We start from the raw sequence: 19826 nt of genomic DNA on the forward strand, positions 1-19826 counted from the left end.
AGTTTGTGAAATATTGAGCAAACTTAACTTAAATCATTGGAAAAGTGATATACTCCATATATAGTACGTTCACAATGAATGAAGGATGTGATGAAATGGCATACATTAAACTAAATCGAGTTGCTCTAATTGGAACAGGGTTTGTAGGGTCTAGTTATGCATTTTCACTTATTAATCAAGGCATAGTTGATGAGCTTATATTAATTGATTTAAATGAAGAAAAGGCAATCGGTGATGTCATGGATCTTAATCATGGAAAAGTCTTCGCACCTCAGCCTACACATGTGCGATTCGGAACATATGAGGATTGTTATAACGTAGACATCGTTGTCATATGTGCTGGAGCTAACCAAAAGCCTGGAGAAACAAGACTAGATCTTGTCGAGAAAAATGTAAATATATTCAAAAGCATTGTTGAACAAGTGATGGATAGTGGATTTGATGGTATTTTCTTAGTAGCAACAAACCCTGTTGACATTTTAACTTATGCCACTTGGAAGTTTAGCGGCTTACCTAAAGAGCGTGTTATTGGTTCTGGGACAACACTTGATACGGCTCGGCTCCGCTTTATGCTTGGTGAATATTTTAATGTTGCACCTACAAATGTACATGCTTATATTATTGGCGAGCATGGTGATAGTGAACTGCCTGTCTACAGTCTCGCTGATATTGGTGGAGTCCCTATTATGAAGATGATTAAACGTCACGAACAGTACAATATCGAGGATTTACTGCAGTTATTTGAGAATGTTAGAGATGCTGCTTATCACATTATTAGAGGAAAAGGCGCTACCTATTATGGCATTGCTATGGCATTAGTTCGTATTACGAAAGCGATTTTAAACAACGAAAATGCCATTCTGACTGTATCTGCCCACCTTGATGGACAATACAATGAAAAGGATGTCTATATTGGTGTTCCTACTATTATTAACCGCGAAGGAATTAGGGAAATCGTTGAGCTTGATTTAAATGAGGAAGAATCCATTGCTTTTCATAAAAGTGCTCACATTTTAAAAGATATACTTGCCCCCCACTTTAAAATAAACTAAAAAAGCATTCCATGAAAGTCGCTTCTAAAACAACGGGAGCTTAACCCTCCTGTTGTTTTTTTTCTGAAGAATTCGATGATAGGTATTGCGATAACATTTGTTTATTTTGTAAAATATCCTTCAATGTATACTGATCTAACACGTTTAAATAGGCTACCAACGCTTCATTTAAAACATGCTTCAAACCACATACCGGTGAAATGATACAATCATTTCGAGAAGCATCGAAACATTCCACTAAATGAAAATCATCCTCTGTTTTTCGCACAACTTTCCCGATATTCACTTCTTCCGGATCAATTGATAATCTGATTCCACCGTTTCTCCCTCTAATCGTTTCAATTATTCCCCACTTCCCTAGTTCATATGTGACTTTCATTAAATGATTTTTAGATATTTGATAGAAATCAGCAATCTCTTTTATATTAGAAAGCTCCTCTTTATCTTTTAATGCCAAATAAATGAGTACTCGTAATGAGTAATCTGTATAATTCGTTAATCTCATAGTAAGCCCCTTATATACTACAATGTTTTTTGTAAGTGAAATTATCATAACATAGATCATTTTAAATTTATAATAACAACACTCGAAATGTGAACACTTTTTAAACATGTATAATAAATATTGCTTTTAATATTATTCCCTTTTACAATTAAAGATGTATTTAAAATATATGTTTAATGGAGGTTTATCATGTTATCGACAAAAACGATTAAAATTATTAAATCTACTGCGCCGATTTTAGCAAATAAAGGAGTTGATATTACAAGTCATTTTTATGAATCTATGTTTAATGAACACCCAGAGCTATTACATATTTTCAATCATGCAAATCAAAAAAAAGGACGACAACAAACCGCTTTGGCCAACACTGTCTATGCTGCAGCACAAAATATCGATCAGTTGGAAGTATTATTGCCAAAAGTAAAACAAATCGCTCATAAGCACCGAAGTTTACAAATAAAAGCTGAACATTATCCTATAGTAGGTAAATATTTATTAAAAGCTATTAAAGAAGTATTAGGTGATGCCGCTACTGAAGACATATTAGACGCATGGGAAGAAGCATATGGCGTTATTGCTCAAGTATTTATTGATGTGGAAAATGAAATGTATGAAGAAGCGGCTCAGCAAATAGGTGGATGGGATGGCTACAGAGCATTTAAAGTGATACGTAAACAAGTAGAAAGTAAATGTATTACTTCGTTTTACTTACAGCCAGTAGACCAGGGTGCTATCCCACACTTTAAACCGGGTCAATACGTTACAATTCGTGTACAACTACCTGGGGAGAATTATTTATCCAATCGACAATATAGTTTATCAGATGTACCTGGGAAACCGTACTTGCGTATATCTGTAAAGCGAGAAAACGAACACCAACCAGAAGGAAAAGTCTCGAATTATCTTCACGATCAAATTAACGTTGGGCACGAATTAGAATTAACAGCTCCTGCAGGTGAATTCACACTTAGTGAAGCAAATGAGAATCCCATTTATTTTCTAAGTGGTGGTGTTGGTATTACTCCCCTGTTAAGTATGGCTAAATATGTTGCTTTGCATAACCCTAATCGAAATCTTACATTTATCCACGCTGCAAAAGATGGTAAGACTCGTGCTTTCCAAGAGGAAATTAAACAACTCATGACTACGTTAAAAAATGGCAAGAGTATAACGTTTTTTAGCGAACCGCAAAAGGCTGATCGTTTACATGAGGATTATGATTTTAAAGGATTTATTAAGAAGGAACATTTAACAGAAATGATTACAGATCAAGGGATTTTCTATATTTGTGGCCCTGTCCCTTTCATGAAACTAATGATTTCTTATTTAAATGAATTAGGATTACATCAAAGTGAGGTACGTTATGAATTTTTTGGACCTGCAATGGCGATAGAACCTGCGACATCATAAAATTAAGACATATAGAAAGAGGCTGGGATATAAAAGAAAGTGCTCAACTGAAAATCGTTTTATTTGCTCGGTTTCTCATTTATTCAAACACTTTTGCCCCAGTCTCGATCAACTCAACGATTATTAAAAAAAGAACTTGTTTTTAATTGGTTGACAGCGGTTTGTAACACTACCTCGTCCTGTACAAAAGCCATTCTCATATAACCCTCACCTTCTGAACCAAATGCTATCCCTGGTATCATGACAACCCCTGTTTCATCAATAAATCGGTATGCAAGTTCTAAGGAGCTAATATCGAATGGTATTTTTGCCCAAACAAACATCGAAGCTTGAGGTTGATCTACATGCCACCCTATTGAATGTAAACCAGATACTAACGTATTTCTTCTTTTTCTGTAAACGTCTCTTAAATTCCCACTAAAGCTTGAGCGATCATTTAAAGCACGAGCTGCAGCTTTCTGAATAGGAATAAACACTCCGAAATCAAGGTTCGATTTTAACCGTTTTAATGCCTGTATGACAGTAGCGTTACCCACAACGTACCCAATTCGGCAACCAGCCATATTAAAGCTTTTAGATAAGGAGTTAAATTCAATAGCAACCTCTTTTGCCCCCTCTATCGCCAACAAACTTATTGGCTTTTTCTCATAATAAAGCTCGGAGTAAGCAAAGTCATGCAAAATGAAAATGTCATGCTTTTTTGCAAAATGAATGAGCTTCTCAAAGTAGTCTGTATCAGCCATGTTGGGGATTGGATTTCCAGGTACGTTAATAATCATTAATTTCGCTTTTTCTCTAATATCGCTTGGAATAGCCTCTAAATTAGGTAAAAATTGATTTTCTTCGCTAAGGGGCATTGAATAAGGAATAGCTCCTGCTAGGCTAATACCTGCTGCATAAGCTGTATAACCAGGATTGGGAACTAAAATAACTTCTCCTTCATTTGCCAATACGCTCGGAAGGTGAACAAGTCCATCCTGTGATCCCATTAAGCTTAATATTTCATGTTGTGCATGCACTTCTACATCATAATGACGAATATAATAAGAGTGAATCGCTTCATGCAATTCCGTTATTCCATCTAATGCATACTTATATTGACTCACATCTTGTACTTGAGACACTAATTCCTCAACAATAAAAGATGGAGGAGGTAAATCTGGACTTCCAATGCTTAAATCAATTAGACTTCTACCTTCCTTTTTTTTCTTTGCTTTATATACGGATAATTCAGTAAAAATACTTGTTTGAAACTGCTCCATTTTCTTAGATAAGAACACCATAAAAACTCCTCATTTCTTCAAATTCTATTGCTTATTATAACATTTCCTCCATTCACACGAGTATATCCGAACAAATTAGATGAAATTTACGAAAAAGTTCACTATTTTCAGTGTTTTTGCTTTATAATGTTTGTTAGACATCTGTGAAAGGTAAGGAGTGTGCTGCGCTGTGGTGTGGGATGTATTAAATATTATCGGAACGATCGCCTTTGCTTTAAGTGGAGCCATGGTCGCACTAGATAAAGAATGTGATTATGATTTATTAGGTGTTTTTGCTTTAGGCTTTTGTTGTGCCTTCGGTGGAGGTGCCATTCGAAATTTACTGATCGGTGTCCCTGTATCTGCCTTATGGGAACAAGGGACGCTGTTTATCGTTGCTTTTATTTCTATCACCCTTTTATTTATTTTTCCTAGTATTTTTATGAAGCATTGGCATAAATGGGGACATACAGTGGATGCTTTTGGGCTTGCCGCATTTGCGATTCAAGGAGCTATGTTTGCTAAAGAAGCACAACTACCTCTTATTGCTGTTATTACAGCCGCCGCATTAACGGGTTGTGGTGGTGGTGTCGTCCGTGATTTACTAGCAAAGCGTCAGCCGATGATTTTTAGAAAGGAAATTTATGCTCTATGGGCAATGTTAGCTGGATTATTAATCGGTTTGAATATATTCCCAACCGGTATGAGTTTATATATTTTACTTTGCCTCATTGTCGTATTACGACTATTGTCCGTCCATTTTGACTGGCAACTTCCAAAATTTCAATTCAAGCAGTCCAACTCCCCAACATATAGTAAATAGAGCACACTAAAAAAGGATGAACTTAGCTTCTCGCTAGGTTCATCCTTTTTTTAATAAGAAATGACGTTCCTATTAAAAAATTTCACTAATCACTTCAGACAATGACATTTCACTATCTACTTCATACGTTCCAGGTTTCAAGCTATTTGCCAATCCTTGATCTTCTACTTCATCAAAGAAATCCATCGCCCGGTCAATAATATTAGCTCTCTCAAGAGCTTGTCCTACATCAATACTCGTCATACCAGGTGTAACCGTTAATATCGTTCGATATATAACAGACGCTCCATCACTATTTTCATCGTGATCTTCTAACTCACTAATCCTATCACGTAATTCATTTAACTCTTCCTCATGACTTTCATCTAATTCATCAAGAATCGTTTGCCATTCATCTTCTGATCTGACAATGTAACCTTCATTTATCAATTCAGATGTCATATCCTCTAACGAATAATCATCTTCAGACAATTGATCATTAATTTGTTCATCATTAGAGTCTGAGTGTACATTTTCATCAGTAGCCTCATTTTCTAACTCTTCTGCGGAGCCTGTATCAACAGCATAGGCGATTCCACAGATAGCGCCTGCCATTAGGAGGCCTGAAGCAAATGCTCTGACCGTCTTAACCGTCATTTGCTGCTTGTCTCCTTTCTTGCTTAGCTTCAATATATGGAGTTAATAGCAAAATAACCTCATTTTCTGATAACCCTTTTTCATGAGCAATTCCTTCCATAGAATATCCTCTTCTATGAAGGTCTAATAATTCACGCAGTACTTTACGTTCTTGAGATGTTTTCGACGGTATATTTGCCTCTTGCGCAATAATATCCTGATCAAGTTCTAAATCTCTTATTTGCTGTTGCAAATGATCAACCTCTTGCATAACGGAAACCGAAAATTGTTCCATTTGTTTCTTCTCTGTTGATTGTTCCTTAGAAAAGAGCGACCAACAAAGCAAAATAATAGCTACTATAAAAATGAGAAGTAAAGCCCATCCCATCTGTTATACATCCTCCCTCAACCTTACGATTTTCAACCATTCTTATTATACATTGAAAGTGAAGCAATTACGATTTAAAATAAGAAAATATGAAAATAGTCAGTAGTTCGACAAATGGTGTTATATTTTATGAAAATAGTATTAGTAGCTTGTAAAAGTTGGAGTGATGCTGTTATGAATGTTTTACGCATTAGTGAAGTTCTATTCATTAGTCTTTTAGGTGGAGTAATTGCTATGTCTATATCACTACCACTACCATGGGTCTTAGGTCCATTACTTTTTGTTGTGATCTGGAAAACGATAAGTAAAAGAGATATGATTTGGCCCGATTACCTAAAAAATAGTGGGCTAACGATTTTGGGCATTTATTTTGGTCTTTATTTTACATTATCTTCTGTTCAAATGATTTTTCCATTCTTCATTCCATATGTATTACTTACTATTATTCTCATTATAATATGTATAATGATCGGAACTCTTATTTCAAAATCAATTCAAATCGATCAAGTAACGAGTGTTTTAAGTACGATCCCTGGAGGGTTGACTGAGATGGTCATTGCAAGTGAAGATTTGAAAGCTAATTCTTCATTTGTTCTGATCTTCCAAACAATCCGACTTGTTACGGTTCTTTTCACGGTACCATCTGTTATTATTATTTTATTTCACACATCAAATCCAGATCGTGAATTCGTTTCTCAAACAAATGAATCATTTTTACATATTGAATTATCACTACTTTGGTTCATCATACCAATTACTATTGGATTTCTCCTAAAAGAGAAAATCCCAGCAGGAATCGTTCTAATCCCGATGCTTTTGACAGCATTTCTTAACATGTCAATCATTGATTTACCGACTGTTCCCTCTTTGTTCGTCGTGCTTGCTCAATTATCAGTTGGAATCGGATTAGGCATATCAATATCCATCAAAGATTTACAAAAAGGCGGTGCTTACTGTATTCATTTTCTCATTACGACACTGATCATCATTTCTATTTCATTTGGATTAGGTACGATATTAGCATTTCTTACTTCAATGGATTATGCTACAGCTATATTGAGTCTTGCCCCAGGCGGACTTATTGAAATGGCATTAACCGCTTCTTCTGTTGGTGCGGATCCAGCCATCGTTAGCTCTTTGCAAATGATCCGAATCTTACTCATTATCACTGTAGTTCCTATAACTTTACAATGGTATTTTTCACGTAAAAGAAAACGATTAAAGAAATGCTCATAGCTAAAACCGCTTATCTATTTCGCGATAAGCAGTTCTAGCTTAGATTGTGGATGGCATGAGGCGAAGAAGATTGTAAATCGTTTCTCTATAAAGAAAATCTGTAGCCTTTCAACCCTGAAATGAGTGCAAACGATAGCAGCTTCTTAATATAACTTTCCTTGCTTAAATAATACAGTTGAAAGCCTCATAACAGAATGGATATAACAATTTTGTCTGAGTGGGAACGGATCTCCAAAGAACCTTGGTAGAATCATTTCCATCGTTGTTTTCATCTTATTATAGAGCATATGAATAATCTCATCTTCTGTATGAAATTGTGTCTCTCTCCCTTGTAGCCATTCAAAATATGAGACAATAACTCCACCTGCATTAGCTAAAATATCTGGAATGATTATTTTCCCTTGCTGATTAATGATCTCATCAGCTTCTGCTGTTACAGGAGCATTTGCTCCTTCGACAATGATTTGAGCTTTCACATCATTTACGTTTTCACTATGAATTTGATCTTCAAGCGCTGCCAAAATTAATACATCTACATTTAAGGACAGAATCTCATAGTTAGAATGAATCGTTGCTTTAATCCCGTGCTCATTTAATTCTGCTTCGTTTATTGGTAAATCACCATTGTGAGCCATCGTATATTTGACTAATGTTGGAATATCTAGTCCTTCTGAATTATATAGCATGACATTTCGATCACTCACGCTTACTACTTTATTTTGTAAATACGAACAATGATAGGCTTCGAGTGCTGCTACTGAACCAACATTTCCAAAGCCTTGAATCGCTATTTGTAATGGTTTATTTTCAAAAGCTAACACCGTTTTAGCAAACCTGTTATTCGTACTCGTTAACAATGATTTATGATCATTCAAAAATTGATGTAACATATATCGTAATGAAAAATAAACCCCTTTTCCGGTCGCTTCCCTTCTCCCTAAAGAACCACCATTTTCAATACTTTTCCCGGTGAAGCTTCCAAAATACGCTTGTCCAGGTCTAATGCTTTTGTATTCTGCCATCATCCAATCCATTTCTCTTTCACTTGTTCCGACATCCGGTGCAGGAATGTCCTTATCTGGTCCAAGACTATCACTAAAATATTGCACATATTTCTTACAAATTAGATGTAGTTCCTTTATCGATTGTTCCCGCGGATTGACGATGACTCCACCTTTTCCACCTCCAAAAGGTACATCATGAAGTGCATTTTTTAATGTCATTAAAGCGGCTAAATTAATAACCTCGTCCTCTTGTACCGTTTCATGAAATCGAATACCTCCTTTATACGGTCCTAATGCATTATTGTGCTGAACTCGAAAGGATGGAATACGAACGACATGTCCATTTTCTAATGAGATCCGTAAAAAGGACTTATGTACTTGATTCGGTGTCGATAAAATAGCCACTAAAGAAGCAAATGCCTTAGCTCTAGATTCTCCTGTTAGCTCGGGTAAAAAACTTTTGTCTTCCATTAGCACGTCTAACGATTGTTTCACGATTTCACTTGTCTGTTTTGCCATTAAAAAACCTCCATTATTTTCATGTAAGTCAGTACAGTATTCTCGTACCACTCTTTTGCATGTCTTAAACTTACCATTTCGTTCTAACATAATTGTAACAATACTTGCGGAAACTATCACTAATCACAATGTATAAAAAGGAGCCGAAGACGAATATGTATGAAGACATTCCCGAAGATCGATACACTGCTGCAAGACTCGATCACCATCTAATTGATGAGATAAAAGCGCTAGAAACTCGTTTAAACAAAGAAGCGAATAAAGAAGTTCGGTTAATTGCTTATGAAGAAAGCCAACATAATCCGTCTTAATGGTGTACATGAGTGAGAGCACTACATCTTGCTTTCACTCATAACATACTGCCAAAGATCATGCCATACATTTTCTTGGTATAACGTTACAACTACAACTAATAGCATCGGTCCAAGTGCTAATCCAACCATTCCGAATAATTGAAAGCCAATAAATAAAAACATGAGCATTAATAAAGGATGTAGTCCCATATTGGAGGAAAGTACTTTTGGTTCAATTAATTGTCGTACGAGCATGGCAATCCCAAACAGTATAAATAAACCTATTGCAAACAAAACATCTCCAATAACTAGTGAATAAATCGCCCAAGGAATTAAAATGATACCTGTTCCTACATAAGGAATAAAATCAATTAGCCCAATGATAAGAGCTATCGTTAACGGATGTTCTACACCAATTATAACAAACCCTAAAAAGTAAATAAGTGCTGTTATGGAAATAAGGATACACTGTGCATATACATAGCCAATTACTTTATGTTGTAATGCCTTAAAAATAGATTGGCTTCGTTTTAAGAAATCTGTTGATGCGGTCGTTTTGATTTGAGACATATAAACATTCCAATCACGACTAATAAAATATAATGCTAACAATGTAACCATCATTGCCGTAAACGTGATCGGTAATGCAGATACAATATAAGATAAGCCATTGGCAATAGACTGACCTACTGAGCTTAATACTATCGCCAACTGCTCTCCAAGCTGCTCAATTCCATTCTCCAAAAAAGAGCGTTGTGGAGCATTTAAACGTTCAATAAAACCAATACTAGAGTGCCACAGTGGCAAGATTTGATTGTTTATGTAAAATTGCAAGGAAATTGATGCCTTTTCAATATAAGGAGGTAAATAATGTGATAAGTAACGAACTCCATCAATGACTAACCAACTAATAAGTGTCAGTATTGATCCAATTACTCCAAATATAAAAAAAATGGCTACCATAACAGATACGGTTCTTGGTAGCCTCATTCGCTTTTCAAAAAAGGACACGAGTGGATTCATCAAAAAGGCTAAAAGCACAGCTATAAGAAATGGAAAAGTTAAAGTAAATAAGACAGAAATTAAATACCAGCTTAATATGAGTAAAATGATTAGCAAAAGTAAACGAATAATATAACTAGATTTCACTGTACATTCTCCTCTTCCTCAGCCTGCTTGCTTAAGACATAAATAAACGCATTCTTTTAAAAATACGTATGAACTAGCATTTCAATCTATTCATTTTTAGTTACATGACCATAAAAAATTTCATCCATTTCATTCTTAACTTTCTTCGTGATCTGACTCTTATCCATATTTGATAGCTGATGTCGAGGTGTAAACAGATAATCTTCTAATCGAAATTGCTTAAGGCGACACTTGGTGTAATAAATATGATCATGATGTAAGTTTACATCCATCATGTCATACTCATCCTTCACATGATCAGGTATATAATCTTGAATCGAATCAATATCATGATCGATAAATAATTTATTTCCGTTTACATCTCTTGTAAAACCGCGTACACGGTAATCAATGGACATGATATCCGTTTCAAATGAATGAATTAAATATGGTAATGCCTTTAGTGGAGATATTTCCCCACAAGTTGAAACGTCAATATCAGCTCTAAATGTACTAATCCCTTCGTATGGGTGATATTCTGGATACGTATGAACCGTTATATGGCTCTTATCTAATTGCATCACAACCGAATCAGGTAGAGGGACTTTATCATCTGTAGAATGTATGGGAATTTCTACAACGGGACCTTCTGAAACAAGAATTGTCACACTAGCACCCTGTGGGACGTAATCTTGCTTGGATACATTTAAGACATGCGCTCCAATTATTTCGGTTACATTTGTTAATATATGCTGAAGTCGATCAGCATTATACTGTTCATTAATATAATTGATATACGATTCTTTTTCTGCCTTCGTCTCTGTATAGCAAATATCGTACATATTAAAGCTTAACGTTTTCGTTAGATTATTAAAGCCGTGCAATTCAATCCGCTTGTTATACCCATCCTTCAAGTTCATCTCCCCCTTTAACAACATCTTTAGTTTTACCATTCCCCAAAAAAGCCTAAGCAAACAGGAACAAAAAATCAAAACTTCCTTCAATAGAAAAGCAAGAATTGACTCATACTAACAGTAGGAGGTTAAAATACATTATGCTTTCATTGTTCTTATTTCTTGCACTTCTACCTACACCTGTCGAAGAACCTTTAATGATCTATCATGAAAACGAGTTAATATATTCAATTGATCATCAAGCATTACAGCACCCATTTCTAGGAACACAAATGATTAATCATGATCAATTACATGAAATAATACGCACGATAGAAACGGTTGTGCAAAAGCCGGCCCAAAATGCGACAATTGCTGAAAATGGTGGTATGATTGCTGAAGAAAATGGCTATCGCTTAAATCGGTTTTCCATGAATCAATTAATTGTAAAATATTTCTACGAACATGGAAGCAGTAAAATCGATGCACCTATCATCGCAACTTATCCGAAAGTTGACACTGAGTTACTTGCACATATTAAAACGAATCATATTAGCTCGTTCAGTACTTATTTTAATAAACGCAACAAAAAGCGATCTCATAATATTAAATTGGCAGCAGCTTCCATTAATAATTTTGTTGTTTTTCCGGGTGAAACATTTTCATTTAATCATGTCGTTGGAAAAAGAACGATTGAACGAGGTTACTTACCGGCGCCAATCATCATACGCGGTGAACTTTCTGAAGGTGTAGGTGGTGGAATTTGTCAAGTCTCATCGACTTTGTACAATGCAGTTGATTATGCTCATTTGAAAATTGTCGAACGCTACAGCCATAGTAAAAGGGTTCCTTATGTACCTCCTGGTCGAGACGCTACAGTTAGTTGGTATGGCCCAGATTTCACTTTTCAAAATAATTATAATCAACCGGTTTTAATACGAAGCTTCATTTACGGCGGACAACTGACCATTTCTCTATTCTCCTCAGACGATATTAATATGTAGATGAAAAATTATTACGGTACGTGAAATTATAGTGAGGTGAATCGATTTGACTTATCTCTTATTAATTCTAGGTTTTCTTTTGTTAATAAAAGGGGCAGATTGGTTTGTAGAAGGTTCTGCTTCTATAGCGCATTCCTTAAATATCTCTCCGCTTATAATCGGCTTAACGATTGTTGCTTTTGGGACGGGGGCTCCTGAAGCCACTGTCAGTATTATCGCTGCCTTAGAAGGTAATTCTGATGTGACAGTTGGAAACATTGTCGGAAGTAATTTATTAAATTTATCTTTAGTCGTCGGACTAACCGCTTTTATTTTCCCATTGAAAGTAGAGTCTGTGACAATCCGTAAAGAGATTCCTTTTGCTTTTTTATCAGCTGTCGTTTTACTCGTACTATTACTTGATTCAACCAATCAAAATACTTATTATTTGATTTCTCGAAGTGATGGGGTCATTTTACTTTTATTTTTCACTATTTTTATGTATTACGTTTTTGAAGCAGCCAAAAATAGTCGAAACGATTCAATTGAATCAAGAAATTATGAACCAGCTCACTCTCTAAAAAAAAGTGTTCTGTTCTCGATCTTCGGTCTTACTGCAATTGTTCTTGGCGGCTATTTTGTCGTAGAAACAAGTACAACGATTGCCTATCAATTTGGAATGAGTGAGACACTTGTAGGATTAACGATTGTAGCAATCGGTTCTTCACTACCAGAGCTAGTAACCTCCATAACGGCTGCTATGAAAAAGCATAGTGAGATGGCCTTAGGCAACGTAGTTGGGAGTTCAATCTTTAATGTTTTCTTTGTACTAGGACTGGCCTCATTAATTACACCATTAACCGTCTCTAGTAAACTGATCATTGATTTAATTATTCTACTTGTACTCACAGTCATGCTATTTATCTTCTCAAGAACGAGCTACACCGTTGCTAAAGCTGAAGGATTTATTTTGACTTTAGCCTATGTAGCTTATTTAATTTACATTATTATTCGGAATTAAATAACAGAATATTGCCTTACTCAACTGCCTACACTACTACAGTAAGTCAAATCACCAAAGGAGAGTAATTATGAACACTTTGCGAGCTAAGGAAATTTCACAGTCTCCCGATATGAAACATGTTACTTATTTAGATCAACAAATATATATTCAACAAGTCAATGAACAGAGTGCAACTGCGCGCATTTTCTCATTACATGAACCAGACAATGAATTTGTCGTCAATGTAGACCAACTCATTGAGCACCGTTGATTCCTCATCAGTGAAAGAGATTGTCAGACAAAGGCGACTGAAAAAGTTAATAACCAAACTTTTTCAGTCGCCTCGACAGACAATCTCGTTTCTTTCATTTTATGATCACGCGTTCTCCCGTTTTAGCGCTTTCAATCGCAGCAAACACCATTTTCATACTCTCTACATTGTCTTCACAATCGGTTTCTGCTTTCTCACCATTTTCAAGAGCAAGAAACATATCATCGAGAGAACGATGATGTCCCTCATTTCCACTTGTGTTCACTTCAATCTCTCTACTTTCATACTCGTGTAGAAATGGCTGCCCTTGGTTAGCTTGTATCGTTTCATAATAAACTTCTTCTGAGCCACCCCAAATGGCTGTACCTTTTGTACCAACAATACGCCAACTCGCATCCCATGAAGTCGGTGCACCTTCCGCACACCATGATCCATTATATGTGAAAACTGAGCCATTAGACATCTCAAATATACAATAAGCATTCGCTGCACCAGAATACCACGAACCTTTTGGATTATATTCGTGACAATAGACTGAAACAGCGTCAGAACCACTAATAAACCGAGCTTGATCGAATGTATGAATAGCCATATCAATAATAAGTGGACTTTCCATCGCATCTCTAAAACCACCGAAATGAGGTGCAAGAAAAAAATCCGCATGAATCGATTGCTGATCTCCAATGATTCCATTTGAGAGCTGCTCACGTAAAGAACGAATCGAGTACGAATACCGTCTATTTTGCATAATAGCATAAAAACGATTATATTTTTTGGCTGCTGATACAAGCTGTTTAGCATCATCTAAACTTGTTGCCATTGGTTTTTCACAAATAACATCACAATGATGATGAAAAGCTTCTAACGTTACCTCTTTATGTACTTTAGGAATTGTCGTATTAAAGACGAGGTTTGCATTTGTTTTACTTGCTGCCTCTGCAACTGAATAGAAAAAAGGAACATCTAATTGAAAACGCTCAGCAACTTTCCTAGCACTTTCCTCATTTATATCTACTAAAGCAACGATTGTTGCATCCTTTTTGTTTTGAACATAATCCACCCAAATGTGTGACATTGCCCCACAACCTACTAATATAATTCGAAAAGAATTCATCAATAAAAGTCACTCCTTTAGTTCTTTACAATAAGAATTCCTCTCTTCTCTAAAACCATACTGCTACTTAGATTAAATCGCTTAGCTTATTAAAAAAGCTGTTCAAAAAGGAAAACCTTTCTGAACAGCCAATGTAATTACAACTGGTTATTCCATCCAATTTGTATGGAATACTCCTTCTTTGTCAACACGTTGATACGTATGAGCACCAAAATAATCACGTTGAGCTTGTAGTAAGTTAGCCGGTAAGACTGCAGATCGGTAGCTATCATAGTATGCTAATGCACTGGACAGTCCAGGAACAGGAATACCTAACTTAACAGCTGTTGCAACAACGTCACGTGCTGCATCCTGATAATTTTCAACAATTTCCTTGAAATATGGATCAAGTAATAAATTGGCAAGGTTCGGATCGCGGTCATAGGCTTCCTTAATATTTTGTAAAAAGCGCGCACGAATAATGCATCCGCCACGGAAAATCATTGAAATATCTCCAAGCTTTAAATTCCAATCATATTCTTCAGAAGCCACTTTCATTTGCGCGAAACCTTGAGCGTAAGAAACAATTTTACTTAAATAAAGGGCTTTGCGAATTTTTTCAATAAATTCTTTCTTATCACCATCAAAAGATTGATTAGGACCATTTAAGATCTTACTTGCTTTCACACGTTCATCCTTCATGGCAGAAATAAAACGTGAAAATACAGATTCAGTAATGATTGAAAGTGGGACACCTAAATCCAATGAACTTTGTGAAGTCCACTTTCCTGTCCCTTTTTGACCAGCCGTATCTAAGATAACATCGACTAGTGGTTTACCTGTTTCATCATCTACTTTTGTGAAGATATCCTTCGTAATCTCGATTAAATAACTATCAAGCTCACCTTCATTCCATTCATTAAATGTTTCATGCAGCTCTTGTGCGCTTAATCCTAAAACATTTTTCATTAAATGATAAGATTCACAAATTAATTGCATATCTCCATACTCGATTCCATTATGAACCATTTTTACATAATGTCCAGCGCCATCAGGGCCAATGTATGTCGTACACGCATCGTCACCCACTTTTGCTGAGATCGCCTCAAAAATCGGTGCTACGAGTTCATAAGCTTCCTTTTGACCACCAGGCATAATAGAAGGACCTTTCAATGCACCCTCTTCCCCACCTGAAACTCCAGTTCCAATGAAATGAATGCCCGATTCAGCCAATTCTTTATTTCGACGGCGCGTATCTTCGAAGAATGTGTTACCACCATCAATTAAAATATCACCTTTATCTAAATGAGGTAATAGTTGTTCAATTGTAGCATCAGTTGCAAAACCAGCTTTAACCATTAGCATGATTTTTCTAGGTGTTTCTAATGATTGAACAAATTCTTCTATGCTATATGTACCAACGACCTTTTTACCTTCTGCTTCCTTTAGCATTTGTTCTGTTTTGTCAGAAGATCTGTTAAAAACAGAGACAGAATATCCTCTGCTTTCAATGTTCAGTGCCAAATTTCGCCCCATAACAGCAAGGCCAATGACACCTATTTGTTGTTTATTCATCTCTACCACTCCTCTTTTTTAACATTTTATTATTCTATCATATATTCGTCATCATTTTATCATGAACATGATAATTTTCAAAAAAAATTGACTATTTTTGTTTCATTCGAAGCTTTTCTATTTGTTTAAGATCACGCTCTTCTATTTTTTCATGACTGTATCTTGCTTTATTGTAGAGATGATCTAGTTTTTGAATCGTTTCTCCGTCTGTAGGCTGTTGCCATTCCACTTCATGTAACATTTGACGTGGAGTAAGCTCTCTACGGTATACGTCCCCACGTTTCATTCTATCGTGTAAGAGAGTACGATAGATTAATCTAACCTTTTCAACATTTGATAATGAATCCCATTTCACACGTCTTTCCGTGATCGTAGCCACTAAATGTTTAACATTTTTAGTTTTACTTTTCACCCATTTTTTTATGCTGAATAAGTTTTCTTTCTCATCAACATAAATATTAACACCATCAGTAGAATCATCACCTGGCATTATTCGTTTAATCATCTTCTTCAAATACTGAATGATATTCTTAATAAACGATTTCATTTTTCGATTTATAAAGTAAAGAGCCACAATCAGTAATACACCAGCAGCAATTATACCTACGTAGATTACAATTTGCTCAAAAAATTGGGCTATGAATGACGGCTCTCCAGTTTCGGCTGATGGTAAAACAGGTTCAGAAAGTTGCGGATCATCATATACAACGTCTGATTCATCTGGACTAAATATTGTTAAAAAGAACATGACTACACTACTTACACCATTTCTCAGTATAATTAACACTTCACGGATAAAGCCAAAATTAGCGAGAAGTACAATCGTTATAAGTGTAACTAACATAAACAATCGATTTTGATTACGTAATGATCTCCCAATGGCTGGTCTTTTTTCCTTCGAATATGTTGCCCTTCTTAACATTGAACTATTAGAAATAAATAACGTAAGTACAAATATGACAAAGCCAGCTAACTGAAAAGTATTTGTAAAGGGGACCAGTAAATCGATGTTTGTATAAAAGAAATACCCGACAAAATAAAGAGGAAAGGCAATGGCCCATAAATAATGAGCTTTGAAAAGGTCATCAATGTCTTTTTCTCCAAATGTTAAACCACGATATAAAATAGTCACATAAATGATTGAAAGTACTATCCAAACAATCATTGAAATAGAAATGAAATAATTCAATAACACTGGAAGAACGAAACTAATCGAAAGTATGATCGCCAAATAAACGAATCGCTTTTGTTTCGATAGTACAATTCGAATGAAATAACCGATTGCAAAAACAACTGGTAATGTATATAACCACCATGCTTGAATGTCTGCAGAAAGTGAGAAAATAGAGATCGCTAAAAAAACTGGAAAGATCATTAAATACTCAAGTACACCGGTAAATAGAACTCTTAAATGGTTATTACGATGCATAACGATCACCTGATTCTTCTTCATTATTTAGTAAAAGTGTTTCAACACGGTTTCCATTTTCCTCAAGTATATCAATGTGCATCTGCACTTTTTCAGTGATAATATTCGTTATGATGAATATGTCTGTTCTTTCTAATTGCCGGTTGATATCTTCCTCTAAAAACTCATAAAATGCAAAGCTTATATCCATTTTTGCTTTTGCCATTTGATCTAACATAGCTAGTAGATGGCTATGACCGTTAGCCGGATACAAACGAATCGAATTTTCCTTATTGGAATCTGAAACTAAATAAGAGTTGCAACCAAAGCCAGTAGGTATACCTAGTTCAATAGATTCATGTGCTATAGAGGCTGCATATGATAAAGCTTTCTCAAGTAAATCTTCATGAATAATTGGGTGCCACTTATCTTCCGTTTGATCGAAATTCACATAAATCATCAGATGGTGATCTGCCGTATAATCATATTGATTCACTTGCATAGATCCTGACCTAGCTGTAGCCTTCCAATTAATCGTGTGCATCGGATCACCTGATGAATATTCTCTTACACCAGCAACCAAAAAAGGATCTTCAATAATCCAACGTTTGACAATCAATTCACCTAACCAGCTTTGTGACGGTAAAGGGATATCCTCTTTATTAACTATTTCAGGAAATACGGTAATAGAAGCAGTTGAATGCACCGTTTGAAACGTTTCATCAAAGCCAACAGCATCACCGGTTGACATCGATACCGTTTCAAATTGATAGTAACCTCTTTTAGCACAAAGTACTTTCTGTCTTCGTTTTATTTTTTGAAAAGGCATTAAACTGAATAGAGTTCGATGCATGTCACCTCTTTCAGCCCCTTCCACTTGCCCAAATACTAAGTGAGCATTAATTTTTGATTCTAACCGAACCCAAGGTACAGGGATTAGCTTTTTATTGGCGATTTCATCAATCATTTCAATTTCATCACCAACGTAAGCCGTAGTTTGACTAAACCTTCTATTATATTCAATATTCCGTAATCCCCACTTAACATAAATGACCCCTTGAAGAAAAAAGAATGCAAGCGTTAAAAAAATAAGCCACGCTATACTCATGATGAAGTCATTCCCGTTTCAATTGACTCTGCGGGTACAGTTAATGTTGCTACAATTTCATCTAAAACATGTCCAGGGTCCTGTTTTTTATATTTGGCTGTATGTGTTAACACCATTCTATGACTAACGACGGGCTTTAACATTTCTTTTATATCATCAGGTATGACATAAGAACGACCATTAATGGCTGCATATGCTTGCACAGCCTTTAATAACGCTTGGCTGCCACGCGGACTTATACCTAATTCAATCTTTGGATGGTGTCGAGTTTCTTCTACAATAGTAAGCATATACTCTAGCAGATCATCACTAACATATACAGAAGTAAATAATCTCTGCGCGGCAATAATATCTTCAGTCGTCGCCACAGAAGAGAGCGTTTCAATTGGATTATTTTCCTTAAAACGTTTTAAAATAGCGATCCCTTCTTCTTTTGTCGGATAACCTAAGTCTAATTTAATTAGAAAGCGATCCAATTGTGCCTCAGGTAAAGGAAAAGTGCCTTGATTTTCAACAGGATTTTGAGTTGCAATAATCATAAACGGCTCATTTAATTGTTTTGTCTCACCATCAATCGTCACTTGTTTTTCTTCCATACATTCTAGCAAACTAGATTGAGTTCGAGGGGTCGCGCGATTCACTTCATCAGCAAGTATAATATTTGAAAATATCGGCCCTTTTTTAAAAATAAAATCACTTTCCTTTTGACTATAAAAATTCAAACCAGTTACATCTGTCGGTAGTAAATCTGGAGTAAATTGAATACGATTAAATGAACACGAAAGCGATTTTGCCATTGATTTTGCTAGTAGTGTTTTACCAGTACCTGGAACATCCTCTAATAACACATGACCCGAAGCAATCATCGCAACGAGTATTTGGTCAATGCTCTTATCCTTTCCAACCATCACCTTTTGAATATTCAATTTCACTTTATTAGCTAGCTCTTGAACGACTGAAACATCCATGTAATAAATCTCCCTCACTTCATATTTTTAAGAAAGTAATGATCAAAATGGAGTAAAAAAGTTAAAAAACCAAACTTCTTCCGTACTTTTGATGACTAGAAATGGCTTCATTCGTTGCTCGCCTCATACGAGAAATCCACTCTTATAAGGCTTTTTAATTTAGGCATCGATTTCGGACATTTTGAAAGGTCATCAATTTGTTTCCGCTTACAAAATACCATCAAGTTGCTCTTTTTCAAAAACTATGATAAAAAGAGAGCAAACTAGATTCATATTTGGTCTCTATTTT

20 protein-coding genes are annotated in these 19826 nt (G+C 35.6%); 8 read left to right on the forward strand and 12 right to left on the reverse strand.

Annotation, left to right across the window (positions count from 1 at the left end; genetic code table 11):
- The first annotated feature begins 95 nt into the window (after positions 1-95).
- Positions 96-1052 (forward strand): L-lactate dehydrogenase, encoded by a 957-nt coding sequence (locus MW695_RS17185; RefSeq protein ID WP_247106684.1) that lies wholly within the window; start codon positions 96-98, stop codon positions 1050-1052.
- A 40-nt stretch (positions 1053-1092) separates the two neighbouring features.
- Here MW695_RS17185 and MW695_RS17190 read toward each other — a convergent pair whose 3' ends face one another.
- Positions 1093-1557, reverse strand: coding sequence for an RrF2 family transcriptional regulator (locus MW695_RS17190; RefSeq protein WP_247106685.1), 465 nt, complete (start codon positions 1555-1557; stop codon positions 1093-1095).
- 189 nt (positions 1558-1746) lie between these two features.
- Between MW695_RS17190 and hmpA the strand changes: the two genes are divergently transcribed.
- Positions 1747-2967, forward strand: coding sequence for an NO-inducible flavohemoprotein (gene hmpA, locus MW695_RS17195; RefSeq protein ID WP_247106686.1), 1221 nt, complete (start codon positions 1747-1749; stop codon positions 2965-2967).
- Between the two features lie 113 nt (positions 2968-3080).
- On the opposite strand, the gene MW695_RS17200 is transcribed toward hmpA, so the two are convergent.
- A complete protein-coding gene (locus tag MW695_RS17200) occupies positions 3081-4250 on the reverse strand; it encodes an LL-diaminopimelate aminotransferase (RefSeq protein ID WP_247106687.1) in 1170 nt (389 codons plus the stop codon).
- 169 nt (positions 4251-4419) lie between these two features.
- On the opposite strand from MW695_RS17200, the gene MW695_RS17205 reads away from it, so the two are divergent.
- A complete protein-coding gene (locus MW695_RS17205) occupies positions 4420-5052 on the forward strand; it encodes a trimeric intracellular cation channel family protein (RefSeq protein WP_247106688.1) in 633 nt (210 codons plus the stop codon).
- 72 nt (positions 5053-5124) lie between these two features.
- Here MW695_RS17205 and MW695_RS17210 read toward each other — a convergent pair whose 3' ends face one another.
- Positions 5125-5688: an endolytic transglycosylase MltG gene (locus tag MW695_RS17210; RefSeq protein WP_247106689.1), complete on the reverse strand. Its 564-nt coding sequence runs from the start codon at positions 5686-5688 to the stop codon at positions 5125-5127.
- Positions 5678-6055, reverse strand: a complete 378-nt coding sequence (locus tag MW695_RS17215; protein ID WP_247106690.1) for a hypothetical protein — start codon at positions 6053-6055, stop codon at positions 5678-5680. The genes MW695_RS17210 and MW695_RS17215 overlap by 11 nt, the downstream gene beginning before the upstream one ends.
- A gap of 129 nt (positions 6056-6184) precedes the next feature.
- On the opposite strand from MW695_RS17215, the gene MW695_RS17220 reads away from it, so the two are divergent.
- Positions 6185-7291 carry an AbrB family transcriptional regulator gene (locus MW695_RS17220; RefSeq protein WP_247106691.1) on the forward strand — a complete coding sequence of 369 codons (1107 nt, stop codon included), beginning with the start codon at positions 6185-6187 and terminating at the stop codon, positions 7289-7291.
- A 143-nt stretch (positions 7292-7434) separates the two neighbouring features.
- Here the strand turns inward: MW695_RS17220 and MW695_RS17225 are convergent, their stop codons facing one another.
- Positions 7435-8814: a Glu/Leu/Phe/Val family dehydrogenase gene (locus MW695_RS17225; protein WP_247106692.1), complete on the reverse strand. Its 1380-nt coding sequence runs from the start codon at positions 8812-8814 to the stop codon at positions 7435-7437.
- A 128-nt stretch (positions 8815-8942) separates the two neighbouring features.
- On the opposite strand from MW695_RS17225, the gene MW695_RS17230 reads away from it, so the two are divergent.
- The gene (locus tag MW695_RS17230) at positions 8943-9125 is read left to right on the forward strand and encodes a hypothetical protein (protein WP_247106693.1); all 183 of its coding nucleotides are present in this window, start codon (positions 8943-8945) and stop codon (positions 9123-9125) included.
- Between the two features lie 21 nt (positions 9126-9146).
- On the opposite strand, the gene ytvI is transcribed toward MW695_RS17230, so the two are convergent.
- Entirely contained in the window at positions 9147-10256 is a 1110-nt protein-coding gene (ytvI, locus tag MW695_RS17235; protein ID WP_247106694.1) for a sporulation integral membrane protein YtvI, read from the reverse strand.
- Positions 10257-10342: 86 nt separating this feature from the next.
- Positions 10343-11149, reverse strand: a complete 807-nt coding sequence (gene speD, locus MW695_RS17240) for an adenosylmethionine decarboxylase (RefSeq protein ID WP_247106695.1) — start codon at positions 11147-11149, stop codon at positions 10343-10345.
- 140 nt (positions 11150-11289) lie between these two features.
- Between speD and MW695_RS17245 the strand changes: the two genes are divergently transcribed.
- The 3 genes from MW695_RS17245 (at position 11290) to MW695_RS17255 (ending at position 13385) form a co-directional block, all read left to right on the forward strand.
- Positions 11290-12132: a VanW family protein gene (locus MW695_RS17245; RefSeq protein WP_247106696.1), complete on the forward strand. Its 843-nt coding sequence runs from the start codon at positions 11290-11292 to the stop codon at positions 12130-12132.
- A gap of 46 nt (positions 12133-12178) precedes the next feature.
- Positions 12179-13132 carry a calcium/sodium antiporter gene (locus MW695_RS17250; protein WP_247106697.1) on the forward strand — a complete coding sequence of 318 codons (954 nt, stop codon included), beginning with the start codon at positions 12179-12181 and terminating at the stop codon, positions 13130-13132.
- Positions 13133-13202: 70 nt separating this feature from the next.
- Positions 13203-13385, forward strand: a complete 183-nt coding sequence (locus tag MW695_RS17255; RefSeq protein ID WP_247106698.1) for an H-type small acid-soluble spore protein — start codon at positions 13203-13205, stop codon at positions 13383-13385.
- A gap of 94 nt (positions 13386-13479) precedes the next feature.
- Here the strand turns inward: MW695_RS17255 and MW695_RS17260 are convergent, their stop codons facing one another.
- The 5 genes from MW695_RS17260 to MW695_RS17280 form a co-directional block, all read right to left on the reverse strand.
- Entirely contained in the window at positions 13480-14499 is a 1020-nt protein-coding gene (locus tag MW695_RS17260; RefSeq protein ID WP_247106773.1) for a Gfo/Idh/MocA family protein, read from the reverse strand.
- Between the two features lie 147 nt (positions 14500-14646).
- A complete protein-coding gene (gndA, locus tag MW695_RS17265) occupies positions 14647-16053 on the reverse strand; it encodes an NADP-dependent phosphogluconate dehydrogenase (RefSeq protein WP_247106699.1) in 1407 nt (468 codons plus the stop codon).
- A 91-nt stretch (positions 16054-16144) separates the two neighbouring features.
- Positions 16145-17506 carry a DUF4129 domain-containing protein gene (locus tag MW695_RS17270; protein ID WP_247106700.1) on the reverse strand — a complete coding sequence of 454 codons (1362 nt, stop codon included), beginning with the start codon at positions 17504-17506 and terminating at the stop codon, positions 16145-16147.
- Entirely contained in the window at positions 17472-18569 is a 1098-nt protein-coding gene (locus MW695_RS17275) for a DUF58 domain-containing protein (protein WP_247106701.1), read from the reverse strand. Before MW695_RS17275 ends, MW695_RS17270 begins: the two co-directional genes overlap by 35 nt.
- Positions 18566-19537: an AAA family ATPase gene (locus tag MW695_RS17280; protein ID WP_247106702.1), complete on the reverse strand. Its 972-nt coding sequence runs from the start codon at positions 19535-19537 to the stop codon at positions 18566-18568. The genes MW695_RS17275 and MW695_RS17280 overlap by 4 nt, the downstream gene beginning before the upstream one ends.
- Positions 19538-19826 lie beyond the last annotated feature (289 nt).

The organism is Halalkalibacter sp. APA_J-10(15) (assembly GCF_023017105.1).
Taxonomy (GTDB): Bacteria; Bacillota; Bacilli; order Bacillales; family Bacillaceae_D; genus Halalkalibacter.